Consider the following 22,521-nt stretch of genomic DNA (forward strand, 5'->3'; position numbering starts at 1 on the left):
GATCTCTCTGTTTAAAGGACTCATTCCATGGCCGTATTGCCAGAACTTGAAGCATTTCTCGAACTCGCCGAGTTCAGCCGGATGACCGGCAAAAGCCGCGCGATGCATGAGCTGTCAGCACAACAGGCACGGATCGATTTTGAAGCGTCGTCGGCGTTTCTCGACGTGCCGCTGGAAACCGTGGTCTGTGAAAATTTCACCATTCCTGCCCGCGACGGTCATAGCCTGTCGGCGCGCTTGTATCGCGACGGGCAAACGGTCGAGGGCATGCAACCGGTGGTGTTGTATTTCCATGGCGGCGGCTATGTGGTCGGCAGTCTCGATTCCCATGATGCGTTGTGCCGACGCCTGGCCTCCCAGGGCGGTTTTGCGTTGCTGACCGTGGATTATCGACTGGCACCGGAATGGCGTTTCCCGACGCCCGTGCAGGATGCCTGCGACGCTGGCAACTGGCTGGTGCGTGAAGGCGCGGCACGAGGGCTGGATGCCCATCGGGTGGCATTGGTCGGTGACAGCGTGGGCGCGACATTGGCCACGGTGTTGGCGATCATGGCGGTGCGTGAGCCTGAGGAGCTGGCGTTGAAACCCAAGGCGCAGGTGTTGCTGTACCCGGTGACGGAGGCGACGACCCAGCGTGCCTCGCATCGGGATTTCGCTGAGGGTTATCTGCTGGAAACGCCAACACTCGATTGGTTCTACGCGCATTACGGGCGCACGCCGCAGGACCTTTCGGACTGGCGCTGCTCGCCGTTGCTGGCGGCGGATTTATCCGGCGTGGCACCGGCGCTGGTGTACTTGGCCGGGCATGATCCGCTGCATGATGAAGGGCTGGCCTATGCCGACCTGTTGCGTGCGGCGGGGAATGAGGTGACGTTGCTGGAACAGCCTGGGATGACCCATGACTTTATGCGCATGGCGGGGTTGTTGGGGGAGGTTGAGGGGATTCATGCGGAAGTGGCGGGGTGGGTGCGCTCCCGGGTTTGATATTTTGTGTCGGGCTTGATGGTTTTTTGGTGAAGCGACTATCGCCATCGCGAGCAAGCTCGCTCCCACAGGGATCTTCAGTGGACAAATAATCTGTGTTCACACCGGTCCACTGTGGGAGCGAGCTTGCTCGCGATAGCGTCATCAGACTCACCATAAATCATGGCCAAAAAAATACCCGCATCTCACGACACGGGCATTTTTCATTTCAGCTCACCCCTCAGAAATCATACTTCGCCGTGATCTGCAGGTTGCGCGGCTCGCCGTAGAACGTCGTACCGAAGTTACCCAGGCCAGACATGTACTTCTTGTCGAAGACGTTGTTGGCATTGGCGGTGAAGCTCAGGTGCTCGTCGTACTGGTAGCGGGTCATCAGGTCGACGAGGGTGTAGCCGCCTTGCTTGAGCAGGGTGTTGCCACCTTCGCCATTACCCACGTTCGGGCTGTAGCTCTGGCCGTAGAACGCGCTTTGCCAGCTGATGCCACCACCGACGGTGAACTGATCCAGCGCGCCCGGCAGGCGGTAGGTGGTGAAGGTGCGCACGACGTGTTCCGGTTTGCTGGAGGCCAGCGGGAACCCGTAGATACGTTGCTCATCCTTGTCGCGGGTGCGGGCGTAGGTGTAGCCGGCCGACAGGTTCCAGCCCTCGGCCAGTTCGCCGGCCAGTTCCATTTCGACACCTTTGGTGGTGGCGCCGGAGATGGCTTCATAGACGTCTCGACCGGTGCCGACGTCGGTGGTGACATACTGGGCAACGTTGTCCTGATTGATCTGGAACAAGGCAAAGGTGGCGTTCAGCTTGCCTTCGAAGTAAGCCGCTTTCAGCCCCGTCTCGTAGCTGTCGCCTTCAACCGGGTCGAGGGTCGAACCGCTTGCGTCCAGGTAGATTTGTGGCTGGTAGATCTTGGTGTAGCTGGCATACACCGAGTACGTATCGTTCAGGTCATAGACCACACCGGCGTACGGCGTGACAACGCCATGTTCCTTGTAGCTGGCATGGGTGTCGGTCAGGGTTGCCCCCGGATAGTACGAGTAGTCTTCGTTGTACTTGAAGGTGCTCAAACGGCCGCCGAGGATGAACGACAGGTCGTCGGTCGGACGCAGGCGCGTGGCCATGTAGATACCGTTCTGGCTTTGGGTGCGTTCGTACTTGCCGTTTTTCGGGAACTCCTGTTTCGGCAGGTGACCGTTCCAGTCGAAGATGCTGCCCGGCACCAGTTCAAACGCGCTGGTGTCGTAGGTCGCACCGGTCTGGCGCGAGTGGGCCGCCATGAAACCGGCGACCAGTTCATGCTCGCGACCACCCAGCGAGAACGGGCCGGAGATGTTCACGTCACCGGAGTTCTGCACGCGATGACCTTCCCAGCGACCCCAGTACAGGAAGTTGCCTTCGCCCGTGACAGGGTCTGCGGAGCCACCGCTGGCCGAGGCCAGTTGGGTGTCGTGATCGGTGGTTTTCTGGTCGAAGCTGGCCTTGAATTTCCAGCCATTGGCCAGCGCTTGTTCAAGCGACGCGAAGTAAGTCGTGCTGTCGAAATCGCGGCGGCTCCAGTCGGCACCCGGGTTGAAGCTGCGCGAGAAGTCGGTACGGCTGCCGTCGGTGAAGTACGGTGCGTTACCGGTCCAGGTGCTGCCGCGTGGAGTGACACTGGACTTGTCGATGCCAAACGTCAGCAAGGTGTCGTCCGTCAGATCGGCTTCGATGATGCCGTAGAAGAGGTCTTTTTTCTGGCTGTAGTGGTCGATGTACGAGTCTTTGTCCTGGTAGGCGCCGACGAAGCGACCCCGTACGTTGCCGGTATCGGTCAGTGAACCGGAGATGTCGCCCTCGGTGCGGTAATTGTCCCAGGAGCCGGCGGTGGCGCTGACCGAGGCCTTGAATTCCTTGGTCGGTTTCTTGCGGATCAGGTTGACGGTGGCCGACGGGTCGCCCGCGCCGGTCATCAGGCCGGTAGCGCCTTTGACGACTTCGATGCGGTCGAGGCTGGCCGCGTCGTCGCCGTTGTTCGGGTTTTCACCGTACACGCCGTCGTAGGGAATGTTGACGCCGTCGTACTGGAAGTTGGTGATGGCAAAGCCACGGGCGGAAAACTCGGTGCGGTCACTGTCGTACTTCTGCATCGTGACGCCGGGGGTGTTGCGCAAGGCGTCAGACACACTCTGTACACCGCGATCGTCCATCTGTTGACGCGTCACCACGGTGACCGATTGCGGGGTTTCACGAATGCTCAGTGGCAGCCCGGTCGCGGAGGCGGTGGCGCCGGTGGTGTACGAGCCGGTGTCTTCCGTGGTCAGGCCCAGGGCCTGGCCGGAAATGGTGGTCGCGCCCAGTTGCAGGCCCGAACCGCCACCGGACATCAGGGTCACGGTGTTGCCGTTGATCTGGAACGAAATGCCGGAGCCTTGCAGCAATGCCTTCAGGGCATCAGACGGTTCCAGCGAACCGGACACCGCACGGGACTTGATGCCGGCCACCTGATCCGGGCTGTAGAGGATCTGCAGATTGGTCTGCATGCCCAGTTCGGTCAGCGCATTGGAAAGCGGCTGGACGGCAATATTCACTTTTACAGGTGCAGCATTGGCCATCGAGCTCCCCAGCAAGGTGGCGGTCAGCAATACGCTTGTAAACAGGGTGCGATGCAAAGTCGGGCGCTGTACGGCCAGCGCGAGAGGTGTGCGGCGTGGTTGAGGTCGCATTACTTACCTGAGCTCCTGAAAAGTGTGGTGCAAAGTTATTGTTAATAAGAATGATTATTAAGACGGGGCGTGGACGTAAAACCGGAAAGAAACCTGAGAAATAAATGTCAGAAAGATGAAACTGGGCGAAAACGCCCGTCATGCTCCGATGCGGTCTGTAGCCGCTGGGGTGGTCTCTAGGGGGCTTTCAGGCAGGGGCGAGTTCGGTGACCACCCGGCCGCTATCCATGCGCACCAGTTGATCGGCGACATCGAAATAGCGGTCATCGTGGGAAATCACGATGATGGTCTTGCCCAGGCGTTTGAGGTCCGGCAGCAGCTCGGTGTAGAAGATTCGGCGGAAGGTCGGGTCCTGATCCGCCGCCCATTCATCGAACACCAACACTGGACGTTCCTCCAGCCACGCATTGACCAGCGCCAGGCGTTTGCGCTGGCCGGTGGAGAGGTCGGTGGTGGTGAAGTTGCCGTCCTTGACGCTGACCTTGTGCGCGATCTCCAGCCTTTGCAGGTATTGGTTGGCGTCTTCGGGGATGTGCGTATCGCCCTGGACCACGTCATCGAACAGGTAGTAGTCGGCGAAAATCGTGGTGAACAACTGGCGATAGTCATCGCGATTTTGCGCGTCGATGGCCTCGCCGTTGACGCTGATTTCACCCTGCTGCGGCGTGTACAGACCCAGCAGCAACTTGATCAATGTGGTCTTGCCGCAACCGTTCTCGCCGACGATAAAGGTGATGTCGCCTTGCTTGATCGTCAGGTTGACCGGCCCGAGCTGGAACGGCGCCGCCCCTTCAACGGCCGGGAAAGCGAAACGCACATCGGCCAGCTTCAGTTCGTGCACGACTCGTTTGACCTGGCCCTGATCACTCAGCAGCAGATGCGGTTCCGGGGTGGAAAACTGCTCGGACAACTCGGCAATACGGCGAAAAGCAATCTGCGCCCGGCTGACAATCGGCAGGGTGCTGATCAAGTGTTCCAGCGGGCCTTTCATGTACAGCAACACCAGCACGAAACCGCTCATCACGGTTTTATCGGCGCTCGGCCAGAAGGTTTGCAGTGCCAGCGCCAGGCCGATCACCACGAAAAACAGCATCGAGCCAAAGGTCTTGGCGATCACGAAGGTGTTGATCGAACGCACCTGGGTGTTGCAGATGAACTCGGCGGTGGCCTTGATGCCCGAGACGAACATGCGCTGGCGGCGCGGGCGATGGATGCGCAGTTCCTTGGCGCCTTCGGCAATCGCGTTGTAGTGCTTTTGCAGTTCATCTTCAGCGTCGCGGGCAGCCATGAAACCCTGCACGCCTTTGCTCTGGGCATAGGCCTGAATCGCCGTGCCGATCAGGATGGCGGCGACCATGATCAGGAACATCGGCCACGACAGGATCGCCAGGTAACCCATGCAGCCGAGGGTCACGGTCACCGAAATCGCCAGCGGGGCGAAGGCGAAAGCGAAGTCGCTGATGGTGTCGACGTCGTGGGTCAGCACCGGGATCAGCCGGTGGCTGCGGTAGCGCTCGATCTGCTCGATGGGCGCCGACAGGACCTTTTCGCCCAGCTGTTTACGCAGCTTGGCGATGATGTGCTGGCCAACGTAGTTGGTGCCGATGTCGGAGCAGATCGAACTCAGCAGCGCCAGCAGGCACAGGCCGGCGAACAGCGCGACCACGCCCTGAGTCAGGCCGGTGTCCGAATGCAGGGCGTTGTTGATGGTCGCCAGCAAGATCGTGACGCTCAAGCCGCCGACCATGCCCAGGAAAATGGACGCGGCGACGATCAGCCGAAAGGGTTTCAACAGGGCGAACAATTCGCCGATGGCGCCACGGGGAGGCTGGGTCATGGAGGACGGTTCCTTGGGTGGAAAGGCAGATACCCAGTAGAACGTCTGATCGAAGGCTTAATTTAGCGACCACCGACTGATGGCCGCCACACTCCTACAGGGGATTTCAGTGGCTCTTAGAGGTCACGCACCACGCGAAAGCCGATCCAGTCCCCGCGCTCTTGCGGGTACTGGCTATTGCGGTTGCCCGAGCGCGAGAACACTGGCGCTTCACCCCAGTCATTACCGCGTATGCGCACGGCTTCGCAGTTGGCCTCAACCCACGCGCTGCCATCGGTGGGGGCACCGACGTAGTCCGGGTGTTCGCAGTCTTCGACCCATTCGTACACGTTGCCGTGCATGTCGTACATGCCAAAGGTGTTCGGCGGGTAGCTGCCCACGGGCGAGCTGTAGCTGTAACCGTCTGCCGGGCCGTAGGTGTTGGCGTGTTTGGCGATGCTGTAGGCCTTGCCCTCATCGAACGGGAAGGGGAATGGGCCCTTGGTGCCGCCCCGCGCGGCGTATTCCCGTTGGGCTTCGCTGACCATGTGGTAGTTCTGCCCGGTTTTTTTCGACAGCCAGGCGACGTAGTTTTTAACGTCGTCGAAGTTCATGCATACCGCCGGCTGGCGCGGTGTTTGCGGATAACGCGGCTTGCTGGCCACGCACTCGCGGCCCGGCCGGGTATCGCCATTGGCAATGATCACGCCGCTCTCGCGCACGTAACTGTCCCATTCGCCGGCGGTGACCTGGAAGCGGCTCATGGCGAACGGCTTGGCGAAGGTCACGTCGTGCATCGGGCCTTCGTCGGGTTCGCGGCCGATTTCATCGTCCGGTGTGCCCATGGTGAAGGTGCCGGCGGGCAGTACCACCATTTCCGGGCAGTCGCGGCAGTCCTTGAATACTTTGCCAGGTGGCGATGCGGTGGCGGCCTGGGCGCCTCCGATCATAAGTGCGGCCAGGGCCAGGGCCTTGAACGGCAGGGTCAAATGATCTCGGTTCATGAGTCGTCTCGATATAAAAAACGGGTGTCACGCCACGACCAATGTAGGAGTCATGGCGTCATGCGGTTTTGTTCAGCAGGGTTATGAAACGGTCGATCTGGTCTTCGGTGTTGAGCAAACCAGGCGCAATCCGGATCACCGGGCCGACATCGCGCTCCACCGAGTCGCAGACCACGCGGTTTTCCATCAACCAGGCGGCGACTTTTTCGCAGTCGCGGTCCTTGATCCGGAAGAAGGTGAAACCGGCCGACAGGTCCGGGCTCTTTGGCGTGACCAGTTCGATCTGCGGGTTTTCCAGCAAGCGGTTTTTCGCATAGGTATTGAGTGCATGAATCCGCGCCTGCACCTCGGCCTTGCCCAGCTGCAGATGCAACTTGAACGCCTCGTCCAGCGCCCAGCGGTGTTCAAAGCTGTGATAACCGCCGGGGGTCATGATCGTCGAGAAGGTCGTGGCTTCGGAGAACGTCGGAATGGTCGGCGTGACGTCCTTGAGCTCGGCGGAACGGGCGCAAATGATCCCGGTGCCGCGCGGGCCGAACATCCATTTGTGAGTACCGGCGATGAAGAAGTCGCAGTGCATGTTGGGGAAGTCGAGGTCTTCGACGCCAAAACCGTGCACGCCGTCGACCACATACAGAAGGCGGTCCTTGTCGTCGCGGTTGCGGTTCTGTTCTTCCACCAATTTGCCAATCTCGCCAATCGGCAGTTTCACACCACTGCCAGATTGCACCCAGGTCATGCCCAGCACGCGAGTGTGTGGGCGGATGCCTTTGGCGATGGAACCGAGCACTTCGTCGACGGACACGTCGCGGCTGTTCTCGAACAGCTTGAGCTTGCGCACCTTGACCCCGTCCTTTTGCTGGCGGTAATCCAGCGCATAGTTCGTGGCGTAATGTTCGTGCTCGGTGGTGAGGATTTCCTGATCCGCGCGCACATGAATGCCACCGTAGATCAGCGACAAGCCTTCGGTGGTGCTGCCGGTGAGGGCGATCTGCTCAGGCTTGGACTTGAGGTAACGCCCGGCCCAGACGCGCACGTCCTGTTCGCGTTTTTCCGTTTCACCGAGGTCCCAGTCCATCGCCCGGCCGGGGTTGCGGTCGAGGTTGGCGCGGTGTCGTTCGATGGCCTCACGCACCGGTCGCGGGTGCGATGTCACCAGAAAGTTGGCGAAGTGCAAATAGTCCGGGTCCTGATCGAACAGCTGGCGCAATTGCGCCCACTTGTCCTTGGCCAGCGGCTGCGTCGTGGCAGCCCGTGCCGGCAACATCACAGCGCTGCTCAGGGGCAGGCCAGCCGCGAGAATCCCGGCCTGCTTGAGGAATGAACGACGGTTGGTCATCAGCAAGGTTCGCTTTTTTGCAAAGGGGATTCAGTTGTTCGCCATCGGCCGGGAAGCCTTCTGCACCTGGTCCCAGACCCGCAGGAAATTGCCGCCCCACAGCTTGGCGATATCGGCCTCGCTGTAGCCGCGACTGATCAGCTCGGCCGTGACGTTGCGCGCTTCGCTGACATCCTTCCAGCCATCCAGGCCGCCGCCGTCGTTGAAGTCGGAGCTGATGCCGACATGGTCGATGCCGATTTTCTTCACCGCGTAATCAATCGCATCGCCGTAGTCCTTGAGCGTGGCTTTCGGTTCTTCGTCGACAATCGCGTAGAGCTGGCTGGCGTACTCGCCGAAGCGCTGCTCGGACCAGACAGTGATCACCGGGTCGCCGGGCATCAGCGCCATTTCCAGGCCTTGCAACGGTTGCAGGTCGAAGCGGGCGCGCAGGGCGTTGAGTTTGTCCTGGGTGGTTTGGCTCAAGGGGCGGATGTAGGTCGGGAAGCCGACAATCTGCACCACGCCGCCGCTGTTCTTGATCAGCTGCATTTCCTGGTCGCTGAGGTTGCGCGGGATGTCCACCAGCGCACGTGGCGCCGAGTGCGAGGCGACCATCGGCGTGCGGCTCAGTTGCGCGACTTGCTCCAGGGCCTTGGTCGACATCTGCGAGACATCGATGATCACGCCGAGGTCGTTGAGGCGGTGCACGGCTTGTTTGCCGATGTTCGACAGGCCACCGAGGGCATCGCGCGAATCATTGAAAAACGGCAGCGGTCGTGACGAGTCGGCCCAGGCGTTGTTGCCCACGTAACTGAAGCCGAACATGCGCATGCCACGGGCGGCCCACGTGTCCAGTGCATTGAGGTCGTTGCCCAGCGGGTAGGCGTTGAGCATGCTCATGAACACCGCGAACTTGCCTTCGCCATGCAGGCGCCGGAAATCGTCGGGGGTGTAGGCGATGGCGACCTGGTTGGGGAAATCGCGAACCATGGCGCTGATGATTTTGTAGCGGGTTTCCTGCTCGAACCGGGCTTCGTCGACGAAACCGGCGGTGGGGCGGTGCGGGGCGTTGGCGCCGTTCCAGATTTCCGGCCAGCCGAAGATGGTCAGGGCCGCGCCGGACAGGCGTCCGCGTCCGGTCTTGACCAGGTCGAATTGGCCGCTGCCATCCTTGTCGGCTTCATTACCGGCGGTGCCGAAGTCCAGCGGCACGGTGACGTGGCTGTCGAAGGAGAGGATGCGCGTTTGCAGTTCATCGGCCTGTTGCATCACCTTGACCGGGTAGCCTGGGTTGTCCTTGAACCAGTGATCCCAGACGGCATAGCCGCCACCGGCGCTGATGGCCAGCGCCAGGGGCAAGCCGAGGTACAGCGCCTTTTTTGAACGTGGTTTTTTCATGTTCATCTCAGTCAGGTTCGTTGCCCCGGTGTGGGGGGCTTTGCTATCTGGGATGGACGAGTGATGCCGTTGGAAATTTAGGGCGGCTGATGGCCTCATCGCGAGCGAGCTCGCTCCCACAGGGATTTTGTGAACACCGCAGAACCACAGTGGGACCGAGCTTGCTCGCGATGCTTTTAAATTTTCGGAGGGGGCGAACGTTCTAGCTTGGATAAAGCCTGCTTCATGGCTGACACAGGTAGGGCAATGACGATTTCTCGACGAGGGTTCATGGCGGGCCTGGTGCTGACCGGCGCTGCCGTGCCTGCGGTTTTTTATGGGCATCGCGAATGGACGAAACCGGATCCGACGATCACCCCCGGCGAAGCCTCATTTGAGGTGGCGGATGTCGCCGGCCAGCGGCTGGCGGACACGCTGCGGGGCGTCTGGCAGATTCGTTTCGAAGGGCGTGACGCCGGGATCGAAGGGTTGCCTCGCGACGGTCTGGAAGTGTTTCTTGACGTCGGCCACAAAGGACGCGGCCTGATCGGGTTCCTCGACACGGCCGAGCGTTTGCGTTCAAACGAAACACCGCGCTACCGGGTGCTCGGCGATCTGGCCGATGCCAACGCGGCGCAATTGAGTTGGCGGCTGGTCAGTGCCGACGCAGCCAACGGCACCTCCGATTACGAATTCAGCATGACCCTGGACGAAGTCTGGGCCGGGTTCGGCAATGCCGGCAGCGGCACCCTCAGCGGTCGCGTATTGAACCTCGATCGGCCGCTGATGATGACCGCGCAGGACAACCGCTTCGTCGCGGTCAAACGGGTTTTCCCCGAAGCCCGCGAACGCACCGGGCTCAATGCGCCATTGTTGGCTTGGCTGATCTCCCCCGAGCATCGGCTGTTTCACCAGCTCTGGCATGCCTCGCGGGACAAATGGCACACCCTGGCCGAAGACAAGCGCAATGCCTTGCGCGGCCTCGGTTGGCAGCCAGGTCCGCGAGACAAGGAGCGCGATGCTCGCGGTGCGCGCAAGGATCGCAACGGGTCGGGCGTGGATTTTTTCTTCATGCACCGGCATATGCTCGGTACGGCGCGGTCGATGCAGGACCTGCCGTCGTGGCAGCACTTCCCGTTACCGCAACCGGAACTGGCCCGTGACCGCATCGGCTTCGCCCAGTACTGCGACAACCACGACGGCACCGCGCTGCCGCCGACCTGGCTGGCCGACGACGATGCCGACTATTCGCAATGGGTCAGTGACATCAAGACCGCCGAGACCTATCACAGCAACTTCCAGGTCTGGGAGTCGCGCTACCGCGACCCGCGTTACCTGTCGAAGCTGACCCTGGGTCAGTTCGGTTCAGAGGTTGAATTGGGCCTGCACGACTGGCTGCACATGCGCTGGGCCTCGGTGCCGCGTGATCCGTCCAACGGCCATCCGGTGCCGTTCGCCCGGGATCCATCAGACTTCTCTGCACGCTGGTTTGCGCCGGAAAACGACTTTCTCGGCGATCCGTTTTCGTCCCATGTGAACCCGGTGTTCTGGCATTTCCATGGCTGGATCGATGATCGACTGGAGGACTGGTTTCGCGCGCATGAGCGTTTTCATCCGGGGGAGGTGAGACGACTCGAGGTGAGCGGCGTGGCGTGGTTTGCGCCAGGGCGGTGGGTAGAGGTCGATGACCCGTGGCTGGGGCCGAGCACCCACGGTTGCAATACAACGCCGGGGTTGCAGGCGGGCAAGTCGGTGGAGATGGACCCGGAAACCATGAAGATGGCGCTGCGGATAACGTTTGGCGAGGATGAGACGAAGCTCGCGGACTTGTTCAGGAAAGTGCCGCAGCGGCCCTGGTATGCGCGGCATTTGAAGGCTAAGCCGGTTACCAGTTAATCAGTTAGTCCGCGTTATCGTTCATCGCGGGCAAGCCCGGCTCCCACAGGTTATGCGTCGTGTCCAAAACATGCGGCACACATAAAATCTGTGGGAGCCGGGCTTGCCCGCGATGGCGGACTCACTGACACTCAACATCACAAAACCTGCCACCCTCCACCCAGCGCCTTGTACAGCGCAATACTCGCCTGCAACCGCGACAACCGCAGTTGCACATTCAAATCCTGCGCCGCATACAGCGTGCGTTGCGTCTCCAGTACCGTCAGCAAACCCTCGGCCCCAGCCTGATAGCGACGTTGCGCAATATCGAATGCGGTCTGCGCCTGCTTCAGTTCTTCACCTTGCCATTGCCGCTGTTCATCCAGCCCGCGAATGCTGTTCAGTGCTTTTTCCACGTCGGCGAAACCGTTGATGATCGCGCCGCGATAGGTCTCCAGCAGTTCCTCCTGGCGGGCCGTGGCCTTGTCGCGCTCGGCGCCCAAGCGTCCGTTGTTGAACACGGGCGCCAGCAATCCGGCGGTGAGGTTATAGAACGGACTGCGCAGAATGTCCGACGCGCGATCCGCGCCCGAGCCGATTTCGCCGCTCAACGTCACGGTGGGCAACATCGCGGCGCGGGCCACGGTGACGTCCGCCTGCGCCGCCGCCAGTTGCGCCTCGGCACGGGCAATGTCTGGGCGACGGCTGATCAGTTCGCTGGGCAGGCCGGCGCCGATGGTCGGCCATGACAGCTGATCAAAGTGTTCCTGACCCAATGCCAGCGCCTGAACCGGTCGGCCGAGCAGGGCGGCAAGACTGATCGACGCGTCCTGCGCCTGTTGCTGCACCAGCGGCAATTGCCGTTGTTGCGCGGCGACCAGGCTTTTCTGCTGAGCCAGTTCCAGCGCGGTCGCCGAGCCTGAGTCAAACCGCGTCTGCACCAGCTTCAACACGTTTTGCGCATTCGCCAGGTTCAACTCGGCGATGCGGCTCTGTTCACGCAGCGACAGGGTTTGCGCGTAGCCGCTGGCAACACTGCTGAGCAGCGTCAGTTCCACCGTTGCCTGATCGAACTGGCTGGCCTGCAAAGCAAATTGCGCGCTGTCGCGGGACGCACGTTGGCCGCCCCAGAAATCGATTTCGTAGCTGGCGCTGAGGTTGGCGTTGAAGTAGTCCACGGCGCTGTTGTCGCTGTCGGCATCCAGTTGGCTGTAGCCGCTGCCGCGCAGCAGTTTCTGGCGGTTGGCATTCAAACCCGCCTTGACCTCCGGCAGTTGCGAACCGCCGGCCACCACCGTTTCGGCCTGGGCCTGACGCACGCGGGCGATGGCCGCGGCCAGATCGAAACTGCCGACCCGCGCCTGTTCGACCAGTTGATCCAGCTGCGGGCTGCCGAACTGCGTCCACCATTGCGGGTTGCTGCGCGCGGCGTCTTGGGTGTGCGGCGATTGCCAGGAAACGGGTGGCTCGATACCGGCGTCGGGGCGTTGGGCGGGTGTGCCGCACGCGCTGAGCAACAGGCAGAGCGTCAACAGACTTAATGGCGGCTTCATGGAGAAATCATTCACTGGTAAGGGCCGTGACCGGGTCGAGTCGGGCAGCTTTGCGGGCCGGCATGAAGCCGAAGACAACACCGGTGACCAGGGCGCAGCCGAAGGCGCCGAGCACCGCTATCAAGGAAAACGCGACAGCGACTTCACTGAGAATCAGCACACCGCCGACGATCAGCGCCAGGGCAATCCCGGCCAGCCCGCCGACCACCGAGAGCATCACGGCCTCGGTCAGAAACTGGCGCAGAATGTCGCGCTGCCGGGCGCCGGTGGCCATGCGGATACCAATCTCCCGTGTGCGTTCGCGCACGGTCATCAGCATGATGTTCATCACGCCGATACCGCCCACCAGCAAGGAAATCGCAGCAATCGAGCCGAGCATCAGCGACAGGGTGTTTTGCGTGCGCGCCTCGGCCTGGATCATCGCCGCGTTGTTGGTCAGTTCGAAATCCTTCTTGCCGTTGTGCAGGCGCAGCATCAACTGCTCGATGGCTCTCTCGGTATCTTTGACCTTGCGCGCGTCTGCGGCGGCGATGGCCACGTATTCCGGATTATGCGTGCCGAACAGCCGCACGCTGGCGGCGGAGTAGGGGATGGCGATGCGGTCGTCGCTGTCGGAGTCGCCGGAGCTGGCGCCTTTTTCCGCGAGCACGCCGACCACCTGAAACGGCACGTTTTCGATCAGGATGTATTGGCCAATCGGGTTGGCCACGTCCTTGAGCAATTTGCTCCGTACCTTGTGGCCGATCACGGCGACTGCCGCGGCGTTTCGCTCATCGGCGTCGGTGAAGTAGCTGCCTTCGACCACCGGCCAGTTGAAGATCGCCGGGAAGTGGGTGTCGTTGCCGCCGACGTAACTCAAGTGGTCGAGGTTGCCGAAGCGCACCCCGGCTTCCTGGCCGTTGACCGGCATGATCCGCATCACTTGCGGCAGGCTGGCCACCGCCGCGACGTCATCGAGGGTGACGATGCCCGGCGCGGTGCGCGGGTTCGGCGCCGAGCCGCTGAGGTAAATGATGTTCGAACCGAAGGCGCCCATCTGCGCCATGACCTGGCGCTTGCTGCCTTCGCCGACGGCGAGCATCACCACCACCGAGGCCACGCCGATGATGATCCCGAGCAGCGTCAGCGCGGTGCGGAAGCGGTTGATCCACATCACCCGCCACGCCGCTTGCACCGCGTCAATCAGTTCGCCTTTCCACGCGCCGGTGGCTTCGGCACCTTCGCTCAGACGCTTGCGCAAGTCCACGGCTTGCAACGCACCGGGGTTGGCTGAGGTCTGGGCTTGAGGGTTATCGCGGGCGCTGTCGCTGATGATCAGGCCGTCGCGGATTTCGATGATGCGCTTGGCCCGAGCCGCGACTTCGCGGTCGTGGGTGATCAGGATCACCACATGACCCTGGCTCGCCAGTTCATCGAGCAGGGTCATGACCTCGGCGCCGCTGTGGCTGTCGAGGGCGCCGGTGGGTTCGTCGGCAAGGATGATATGACCGCCGTTCATCAAGGCGCGGGCGATAGACACCCGTTGTTGCTGGCCACCGGAGAGTTGATGCGGACGATTGCCGGTGCGCGAGGCCAGACCGAGACGGTCGAGCAGGGCAGCGGCGCGGACGTGGCGCTCGGCGGCCGGCAAGCCGGCGTAGATGGCCGGCATCTCGACGTTTTCCTGGGCCGAGCCGGAGGGGATCAGGTGATACCCCTGAAACACAAAACCGAAGGCTTCACGGCGCAACCAGGCCAGTTCGTCACTGTCGAGCCCGGCGACGTTTTCCCCGGCGAAGCGGTATTCGCCCGACGTCGGGCGGTCGAGGCAGCCGAGGATGTTCATCAGTGTCGACTTGCCGGACCCGGAGGCGCCGACAATCGCCACGAACTCGCCGGCATGAATCGACAGGTCGATGCCGCGCAACACATGCACTTCCGGAGAATCGCCGCCGCCGTAGGCTTTGCGAATCTCGTGCAGATCGATCAGGGGCGTCTGCATTCAGCCGCCACTCCCGTCAGCCGGGCCGATCAGCAGGTGATCGCCTTCGCGCAGGCCATCGAGGATTTGCACGCGCAGGCGATCACTGATGCCGGTGCGCACTTGACGCGACTCGATGCTGCCGTTTTTGGCCACGACGTGTGCGGTCTGGGTGTCCGGTTCCGCGCCACTTTGCAACGCGGCAATGGGCGCGGTGAGGACGTTTTTGGCCTGGTCGGCCACGAAAAACACCTGCGTCGTCATCTCGGCCATCAGCGCGTTGTCGGCGTTATCGACGTCGAGCAACACGGTGTACAACACCACGCGGGCACTGCCGCTTTTGCTCGAACTGGCTGGGCTGCCGCCACCCTGGCTGGTCTGGTCGAGTGGCTTGGGCGGTACGGGCAGAATCTGCCGCACCGTGCTGCTCCAGCGACGATTGCCACCGCTTAAGGTGGTGAACCAGGCATTCATGCCGGGTTTGACGTGGCCGATATCGGCTTCCGAGACTTCGGCCCACACGGTCATCGGCGACAGTTTGGCAATGCGCAGAATCAGCGGCGTTTGTTGCTGTGCGTTCAGCGTCTGGCCGACCCGGGCGTCGAGGGCGACGATCGTTCCGGACATGGGCGCATAGATTCGCGTGTAACCGAGTTCGGCCTGATCGCTGCGCAGGCTGGCTTCGGCCTGACGGATCTGCGCGTGGAACATGTCGATACGCGCCTGTGTGGATCGCCGTTCAGCTTGCGCGGTTTGCACGTCCTCTTCGCGGGTGGCGCCACCGACCTTGAGGTTCTGCTGACGCTGGTATTTCTGCCGCGCGAGTTCGTGCAGGGCCCGTTGCTCCTGGAGCTGAGCCTTGAGGTTTTCGATGGAGAAACGCCCTGCGTCGAGTTTGGCCTGTTGCGTGGACGGATCGATTTCCACCAGCAACTGGCCTTCCTTGACCACGTCACCGACCTCCACATGAATCTTGTGGATCTGCCCGGAGGCCTGGGCACCGACGTCGACATATCGCCGGGGTTGCAGGGTGCCCAACGCGGTGACGCTGCTTTCGATGTCGCCGCGGCTGACGGACACGGTGGCGAACCTGTCGCGGCCGGGCGGAATGATTTGCCACGCGGCGACGGCGATAACGGGGATCAGACTAAGTGCTACAAGCAGGGCGCGTCGGGTGTGTCGGGGACGTTTCATGCAGGGTTCCGGCCATGGGTATCGGCCCGTCGTTCAACCTGCGCGCAGCTAACAGCGACAGCCGACAGAGACGGGGAGCTGTCCTGTAAACGAGGAATGGTGCGGGGAATTTAGGTGCGGACACATAGGGTTACACCTGTAGCTCAGGACTATTTGTGCGGCAAGGACAAGCAATACTTTAAATCTATATGAGAATTACTATAAATTACGCATCTCGAACTGCCACTATCGTGCCACTGCCTATGTCGGCGGTCGACGAGGGGGCTCAAGGACAGAAACCGCACCCGTGCGGCCGGGAGTCATGTTGGAAAACTACTATCGCGAGCTGGTGTGTTTCCTGAACGCCAAGCTAGGCAACCGTCAGGTGGCCGAAGATGTGGTGCATGACGCGTATGTGCGGGTTCTGGAGCGTTCCAGCGACACGCCCATCGAACAGCCCCGGGCGTTTCTGTACCGCACCGCGCTCAATCTGGTGATCGACGACCATCGGCGCAATGCCCTGCGTCAGGTCGAGTCGCTGGACGTGCTCGACACCGAAGAACGCTACTTCACGCCATCTCCGCACAACTGCCTCGATCACGGCCAGCGCCTGCAAATGCTCCAGCGTGCCCTGGCGGAGCTGCCACGGCTGTGTCGCGAGAGTTTTCTGTTGCGCAAGATCGAGGGCCTGTCGCACCCGGAGATCGCCGAACAGCTGGGCATTTCGCGGGCCTTGGTGGAAAAGCATATCGTCAATGCGATGAAGCATTGCCGGGTGCGGATGCGTCAGTGGGACGCCCATTGATCCCCGCTGATTAAATTTTATTTCACTGTCCTCGTTCCTACTCAACAGACGACCTGCTGTCCTGCCCAAGGCCGGTCAGGTCACTTAGGCTTACTCCCCATCGGTTGAGGGGTTCATCCAGAGGACACTGGAAATGACACAGGCAATTGCATCGCCCATCGTTCACGACCTGATCGGCGTCGGTTTCGGCCCTTCGAACCTCGCGCTGGCCATCGCTTTGCAAGAGCGCGGGCCACGCCAGGGCGAGCTGGATGTTCTGTTTCTCGACAAGCAGGCGGACTACCGCTGGCACGGCAACACCCTGGTGGCTCAGAGCGAATTGCAGATCTCGTTCCTCAAGGACCTGGTGACGCTGCGCAATCCGACCAGCCCGTATTCCTTCGTCAACTACCTCAAGCATCACGGTCGCCTGGTGGACTTCATCAACCTGGGCACCTTTTATCCGTGCCGCATGGAGTACAACGACTACCTGCGCTGGGTCGCTGCGCAATTTGAATCGCAGAGCCGTTACGGCGAAGAAGTGCTGACCATCGAACCGGTGGTGCACAGCCAGCAGGTCGAAGCGCTGCGGGTGATCTCGCGCGACGCCCAAGGTCAGCAGCACGTGCGCACCACCCGTTCGGTGGTGGTCAGCGCCGGCGGTACGCCGCGCATTCCGCAAGCGTTCAAGGCGCTGAAGGATGACGGACGCGTGTTCCACCACTCGCAGTACCTGGCGCAAATGGCCACGCAACCGTGCGTGAACAACCAGCCTATGAGCATCGCCATCATCGGCGGCGGGCAGAGCGCGGCGGAAGCGTTCATCGATCTGAACGACAGCTTCCCCTCGGTGCAGGTCGACATGATCCTGCGCGGCTCGGCACTGAAACCGGCGGATGACAGCCCGTTCGTCAACGAAGTGTTCTCGCCGGAGTTCACCGACCTGGTGTTCCAGCAAGCCCACAGCGAGCGTGAACGTCTGGTCAACGAGTACCACAACACCAATTATTCGGTGGTGGACATCGATCTGATCGAACGCATCTACGGCATCTTCTATCGCCAGAAAGTATCGGGCATTGCCCGTCACGCGTTCCGCACATTGACCACGATTGAAAAAGCCACGGCCACTGAACACGGTATCGAGTTGGCCGTGCGCAACAACGCCACGGGTGAAGTCACGGTTCGTCTCTACGACGCCGTGGTCTTGGCCACCGGTTACGAGCGGCAGATGCACCGCAAATTGCTGGCGCCGCTGGAGCAGTACCTGGGTGATTTTGAAGTGGATCGCAACTATAAGCTGATCACTGACGAGCGCTGCAAGGCCGGCATCTATATGCAGGGCTTCTGCCAGGCGAGCCATGGGTTGAGCGACACGCTGTTGTCGATCCTGCCAATTCGGGCGGACGAGATTGCCGGTTCGTTGTATGAGCATGGCAAGAACCGCGGGCACAGCCGGTCGGTGGTGGATTTGCTACTGGCGACTGCCAGCTGACTCTCACTGCGATCGTTCCCACGCGGAGCGTGGGAATGATCTGCGCAGCAATCCTGAACCCTTCCTGAAGAACCCCGCGATTCCCCCACCGCACACTGTTCCTTCGTTTACTCTGCATAAATCGCGGCGTAAGCTTCGCGCGTTTTCATCAATAGCGGAGACCCACAGTGGGTACTTGTTCGAGTGACAGTAGTCGGCCGGTTTCAGTAACCGGCACCTTCTCGGCAAGATAACGCGCAGCTTTTTTGTGCCGTTGTCTCGCCGTACAGCGAGCAGCGGCCTCCCGGTCGAGCCAGTCCTGGCACGACCCGATGTCCTCTCATCGACACACTCTCGTGTGATGGCGCCTGCCTGGTCGTCATCGCAGCGACTCGACACGCCTGCTCGAAGGTTTCCCGGCTGACCCTGGGGGCAACGCCATGAACCTGACCCTGCTCAAGGAATTCTTTGCCGGATTCCTGCGCACCCGCCACATCGCCCGGCACTTCCGTCGTCTGGCGCTGCTGGAAACCTTCACCGACACCACGGTCAGCCGTGAAGTACCGCCGACGCTGGCGCAAACCCTGGTGGGCGCCGCCAGCAGCGACACCGGCCAATTGCTGGAAAGACTCGGCACGCACACCGATGGCCTGAGCGAGGAGGAAGCCGACGCCCTGCGCGAGCGTTTCGGCCTCAACGAGGTCGAGCATGAACAACCGCTGCCGTGGTGGACGCACCTGTGGCACTGCTACAAAAACCCGTTCAACCTGCTGCTGACGTTGCTCGCGGTCATCTCGTGGCTGACCGAGGACATGAAAGCCGCCATCGTGATTTTCTCCATGGTGGTGCTCTCGACATTGCTGCGGTTCTGGCAGGAAACCAAATCCAACCAGGCCGCCGACGCGCTGAAGGCGATGGTGAGCAACACCGCGACAGTCCTGCGCCGCGACGCACAGCGCATCGAGTTGCCGATCAAACAGTTGGTGCCGGGCGACCTGATCGTGCTTTCGGCCGGCGACATGATTCCCGCCGATTGCCGGGTGCTCAGCGCCAAGGACCTGTTCGTCAGTCAGGCGGCGATGACCGGCGAATCGATGCCGGTGGAAAAATTTCCGCGCCAGCAAGATAACGACACCCGTAACCCGCTGGACCTCGACAACATTCTGTTCATGGGCACCAACGTGGTGTCCGGCACGGCGATGGCGGTGATTCTCACCACCGGCAACGACACGTATTTCGGTGCGCTGGCGCAGCGAGTGGGTGCCACTGATCGTGCGCCGACGTCGTTTCAGACCGGGGTCAACAAAGTCAGCTGGTTGCTGATCCGCTTCATGTTCGTGATGGCGCCGCTGGTGTTGTTCATCAACGGTTTCACCAAGGGCGACTGGACCCAGGCGCTGCTGTTCGCGTTGTCGATTGCCGTGGGCCTGACCCCGGAAATGCTGCCCATGATCGTCACCTCGACGTTGGCCAAAGGCGCGGTATTTCTGTCGCGCAAAAAAGTCATCGTCAAGCGTCTGGATGCGATCCAGAACTTCGGCGCCATGGACGTGCTGTGCACCGACAAGACCGGCACCCTGACCCAGGACAAAATCTTCCTCGCGCGCAACGTCGACGTCTGGGGCAATGACTCCGATGACGTGCTGGAAATGGCGTACCTCAACAGCTACTACCAGACCGGCCTGAAAAACCTGCTGGACGTTGCGGTGCTCGAACACGTGGAAATCCACCGTGAACTCAAGGTCGGCACAGCGTTTCGCAAGATCGACGAGATCCCGTTCGACTTCACCCGCCGGCGCATGTCGGTGGTGGTCGCCGAGCGCGAGCATGCTCATCTGCTGATCTGTAAAGGCGCGGTGGAGGAAGTGCTGGCGGTGTGCACGCGGGTACGCCACGGCGTCGTTGATGAGGCGCTCAGCGATGAATTGCTGGCGCGGATTCGCCAGGTGACGGCGACGTTCAACGCCGAAGGCCTGCGAGTCGTCGCGGTGGCTGCGCGGCCAATGATCGAAGGCCGTGACACTTACAGCCTGGCCGATGAACAGGAGCTGACGCTGATCGGTTACGTGGCGTTTCTCGACCCACCCAAGGAAAGCACCGCACCGGCCCTCAAAGCGCTGGCGGCTCACGGTGTGGCGGTAAAAGTACTGACCGGTGACAACGAACTGGTGACCGCGAAAATCTGCCGCGAAGTCGGTCTGGAACAGCAGGGGCTGCTGATGGGCAACGACATTGAGCGCATGAGTGACGCCCAACTGGCCGTGGCGGTGGAGACCACCAACGTCTTCGCCAAACTCACGCCGTCGCACAAGGAGCGCATCGTGCGCCTGCTCAAGGGCAACGGCCACGTGGTCGGGTTCATGGGTGACGGCATCAACGACGCCCCGGCCCTGCGCACCGCCGACATCGGTATTTCGGTGGACAGCGCCGTCGACATCGCCAAGGAAGCGGCCGACATCATCTTGCTGGAAAAAAGCCTGATGGTGCTGGAGGAGGGCGTACTGGAAGGGCGCCGCACCTTCGCCAACATGCTCAAGTACATCAAAATGACCGCCAGTTCGAACTTCGGCAACGTGTTCTCGGTGCTGGTGGCCAGTGCGTTCATCCCGTTCCTGCCGATGCTGCCCATGCACCTGCTGGTGCAGAACCTGCTCTACGACATTTCGCAGATCGCCATCCCGTTCGATCACGTCGATGCAGAAATGCTCAAGCAACCACAGCGCTGGCAACCGGCGGATGTCGGGCGCTTCATGCTGTTCTTCGGGCCGATCAGCTCGATCTTCGACATCACCACGTTTGCCTTGATGTGGTACGTGTTCGACGCCAATACCCCGGACCACCAGACGTTGTTCCAGTCCGGATGGTTCGTGGTCGGACTGCTGACCCAGACGCTGATCGTGCACATGATCCGCACCCCGAAAATCCCGTTCCTGCAAAGCCGCGCCGCGATGCCGTTGATGGTGATGACCGGGATCATCATGGCGGTCGGCATTTTCCTGCCGATGGGGCCGCTGGCGCACTACTTCAAACTCCAGGCACTGCCATCGATGTACTTCGTGTTTCTGCCGGTGATTCTGCTGGCGTACATGGCGCTGACGCAGGCGGTGAAAGGGTTCTACATTCGGCGGTTTGGCTGGCAGTAAATCGTCTGGTTGTGACGCTATCCCGGAGGCGAGGGGGGCGGATCCAGCCGTGAACCCTCGTAAAAATCAGAAAGTGTGAGCGAGCATTTAGGAAAAGTCCTACATAAACCGGTACCAAGCTTCCGTAGCCTTGCGCCACACTTTGGTCACCCTGCAGGCCCCGGAATGATGAATAAAGCATTACGAATCCTGATTGCCGACGAGCAACACTTCCACCGTATGAAGGTTGAGCGCGTGTTTAACCAGCTGGGTTACTACCGGGTGGCACCGGTTCAACACCTTGAAGAGCTGTTGACGCTGGTCGAATACGGTTGCGAGCCGTTTGACCTGGTGGTCATCAATGCTTCTCTGGCGAAGGGCTCGTTGGACCTGCGGGGGTTTTTCCTCGATAACCCCCAGGTTCGTCATGCCATGATTTTCAACGACGAACGCGCGCAGAATTCGATTTGCACGCAACAGCCAATTCAGACGAGCACCGTACTGCTTCCCGACTTGATGTGTATCCGGCACTTGATGTCCCGTGTCGATCCGTTGGTGAGTACCCGTCATGATCTGGTCGGGCACTATCAGCAAAAAACGGGCTGAATAGAGGTGCCCGTTCGTCGGAACTGTCATTTCTGACAGGTAGTTTTCATCCTTCCGCCATGTAAGAGTTTTCGCGCAGTTGCTGCGTGCACTCTGGCCTTTTCCGGCGCGCATCCGTGGCGTCATCGTCGATTTTTTGCACAGGGAGTTTCCATGAAGTCAGTGCTGATTGTGGACGATCATCCGGTGGTTCGTGCCGCAGTCAAACTGGTGCTTGAACGGGAAGGATTTCAACGGATTCATGAAGCGGCCAGCGTGGGTGACGCGTCGGCGATTCTTCGTGAGCACACTGTTGATCTGGTGATTCTGGATCTGGTGATGCCCGGTGGTAACGGGCTGGATGTACTTGAGCGAATAAAAAACAGCGATTTGTCGTGTGTGGTGTTGGTGTTCACGTCCCTTGACCCATTGTTTTTTCAAGAGCGTTGCATGCGCTCCGGTGCTTTGGCGTACGTCTCCAAGACCAACGACCTGAGTCAGTTGCACAAGGCCATACACGCGCTGATGGCCGGGTACACCTACTTCGCACAACTGCCCAGCGCCTCCATGGACGCGCTGCAGCAAAGCGAAAAACAAATGATCGACAAACTCTCCAACCGCGAACTGACCATTCTCCAATACCTGGCTCGGGGTACCGCAAACAAGGCCATCGCCGAGGCGATGCACTTGAGCCACAAGACAGTCAGCACCTACAAGACCCGTTTGATCGAAAAGCTTGGTGTGCAGGCAGCTGTGCACCTGCGCGACTTTGCCATCCGCAATCACTTGATCTGAGGG

General features: G+C 61.0%; 15 protein-coding genes. 7 read left to right on the forward strand and 8 right to left on the reverse strand.

Going from position 1 to position 22,521, the window contains the following annotated elements; all coding sequences use genetic code 11:
• Positions 1–27: 27 nt before the first annotated feature.
• Positions 28–984: an alpha/beta hydrolase gene (locus AB4N43_RS26125; protein WP_027925499.1), complete on the forward strand. Its 957-nt coding sequence runs from the start codon at positions 28–30 to the stop codon at positions 982–984.
• A 220-nt stretch (positions 985–1,204) separates the two neighbouring features.
• Here AB4N43_RS26125 and AB4N43_RS26130 read toward each other — a convergent pair whose 3' ends face one another.
• From AB4N43_RS26130 to pvdM, 5 genes are all read right to left on the reverse strand, one after another.
• Positions 1,205–3,682, reverse strand: coding sequence for a TonB-dependent siderophore receptor (locus AB4N43_RS26130; RefSeq protein ID WP_027925498.1), 2,478 nt, complete (start codon positions 3,680–3,682; stop codon positions 1,205–1,207).
• Between the two features lie 187 nt (positions 3,683–3,869).
• Positions 3,870–5,519, reverse strand: coding sequence for a cyclic peptide export ABC transporter (locus tag AB4N43_RS26135; protein WP_460152201.1), 1,650 nt, complete (start codon positions 5,517–5,519; stop codon positions 3,870–3,872).
• A 116-nt stretch (positions 5,520–5,635) separates the two neighbouring features.
• Positions 5,636–6,502, reverse strand: coding sequence for a dihydropyoverdine dehydrogenase (pvdO, locus tag AB4N43_RS26140; protein WP_027925496.1), 867 nt, complete (start codon positions 6,500–6,502; stop codon positions 5,636–5,638).
• Positions 6,503–6,560: 58 nt separating this feature from the next.
• Complete coding sequence (gene pvdN, locus AB4N43_RS26145; protein WP_460152203.1) at positions 6,561–7,841, reverse strand: pyoverdine-tailoring periplasmic protein PvdN; 1,281 nt, start codon at positions 7,839–7,841, stop codon at positions 6,561–6,563.
• Between the two features lie 30 nt (positions 7,842–7,871).
• Positions 7,872–9,221 carry a pyoverdine-tailoring dipeptidase-like protein PvdM gene (gene pvdM / locus AB4N43_RS26150; RefSeq protein WP_027925494.1) on the reverse strand — a complete coding sequence of 450 codons (1,350 nt, stop codon included), beginning with the start codon at positions 9,219–9,221 and terminating at the stop codon, positions 7,872–7,874.
• A gap of 246 nt (positions 9,222–9,467) precedes the next feature.
• Between pvdM and pvdP the strand changes: the two genes are divergently transcribed.
• Positions 9,468–11,096: a pyoverdine maturation tyrosinase PvdP gene (gene pvdP / locus AB4N43_RS26155; protein ID WP_027925493.1), complete on the forward strand. Its 1,629-nt coding sequence runs from the start codon at positions 9,468–9,470 to the stop codon at positions 11,094–11,096.
• A 137-nt stretch (positions 11,097–11,233) separates the two neighbouring features.
• On the opposite strand, the gene AB4N43_RS26160 is transcribed toward pvdP, so the two are convergent.
• The 3 genes from AB4N43_RS26160 to AB4N43_RS26170 are packed head-to-tail and all read right to left on the reverse strand — an operon-like array spanning position 11,234 to position 15,782.
• Positions 11,234–12,628 (reverse strand): efflux transporter outer membrane subunit, encoded by a 1,395-nt coding sequence (locus AB4N43_RS26160; protein ID WP_059182450.1) that lies wholly within the window; start codon positions 12,626–12,628, stop codon positions 11,234–11,236.
• A 7-nt stretch (positions 12,629–12,635) separates the two neighbouring features.
• Positions 12,636–14,609, reverse strand: a complete 1,974-nt coding sequence (locus tag AB4N43_RS26165; protein WP_059182451.1) for a MacB family efflux pump subunit — start codon at positions 14,607–14,609, stop codon at positions 12,636–12,638.
• Positions 14,610–15,782: an efflux RND transporter periplasmic adaptor subunit gene (locus tag AB4N43_RS26170; RefSeq protein ID WP_460152206.1), complete on the reverse strand. Its 1,173-nt coding sequence runs from the start codon at positions 15,780–15,782 to the stop codon at positions 14,610–14,612.
• A gap of 301 nt (positions 15,783–16,083) precedes the next feature.
• Between AB4N43_RS26170 and AB4N43_RS26175 the strand changes: the two genes are divergently transcribed.
• The 5 genes from AB4N43_RS26175 to AB4N43_RS26195 all read left to right on the forward strand — a co-directional run bounded on the left by AB4N43_RS26175 (position 16,084) and on the right by AB4N43_RS26195 (position 22,518).
• Positions 16,084–16,566: a sigma-70 family RNA polymerase sigma factor gene (locus AB4N43_RS26175; RefSeq protein WP_027925489.1), complete on the forward strand. Its 483-nt coding sequence runs from the start codon at positions 16,084–16,086 to the stop codon at positions 16,564–16,566.
• Positions 16,567–16,699: 133 nt separating this feature from the next.
• On the forward strand, positions 16,700–18,037 hold the full coding sequence (locus AB4N43_RS26180; RefSeq protein ID WP_460152208.1) for a lysine N(6)-hydroxylase/L-ornithine N(5)-oxygenase family protein: 1,338 nt from the start codon (positions 16,700–16,702) through the stop codon (positions 18,035–18,037).
• 419 nt (positions 18,038–18,456) lie between these two features.
• Positions 18,457–21,159 (forward strand): magnesium-translocating P-type ATPase, encoded by a 2,703-nt coding sequence (gene mgtA, locus AB4N43_RS26185; RefSeq protein ID WP_460152210.1) that lies wholly within the window; start codon positions 18,457–18,459, stop codon positions 21,157–21,159.
• 165 nt (positions 21,160–21,324) lie between these two features.
• Positions 21,325–21,744: an ANTAR domain-containing protein gene (locus AB4N43_RS26190; RefSeq protein WP_027925486.1), complete on the forward strand. Its 420-nt coding sequence runs from the start codon at positions 21,325–21,327 to the stop codon at positions 21,742–21,744.
• 153 nt (positions 21,745–21,897) lie between these two features.
• Positions 21,898–22,518: a response regulator gene (locus AB4N43_RS26195; RefSeq protein WP_460152212.1), complete on the forward strand. Its 621-nt coding sequence runs from the start codon at positions 21,898–21,900 to the stop codon at positions 22,516–22,518.
• Positions 22,519–22,521 lie beyond the last annotated feature (3 nt).

The organism is Pseudomonas sp. S2_B07 (genome assembly GCF_054668435.1).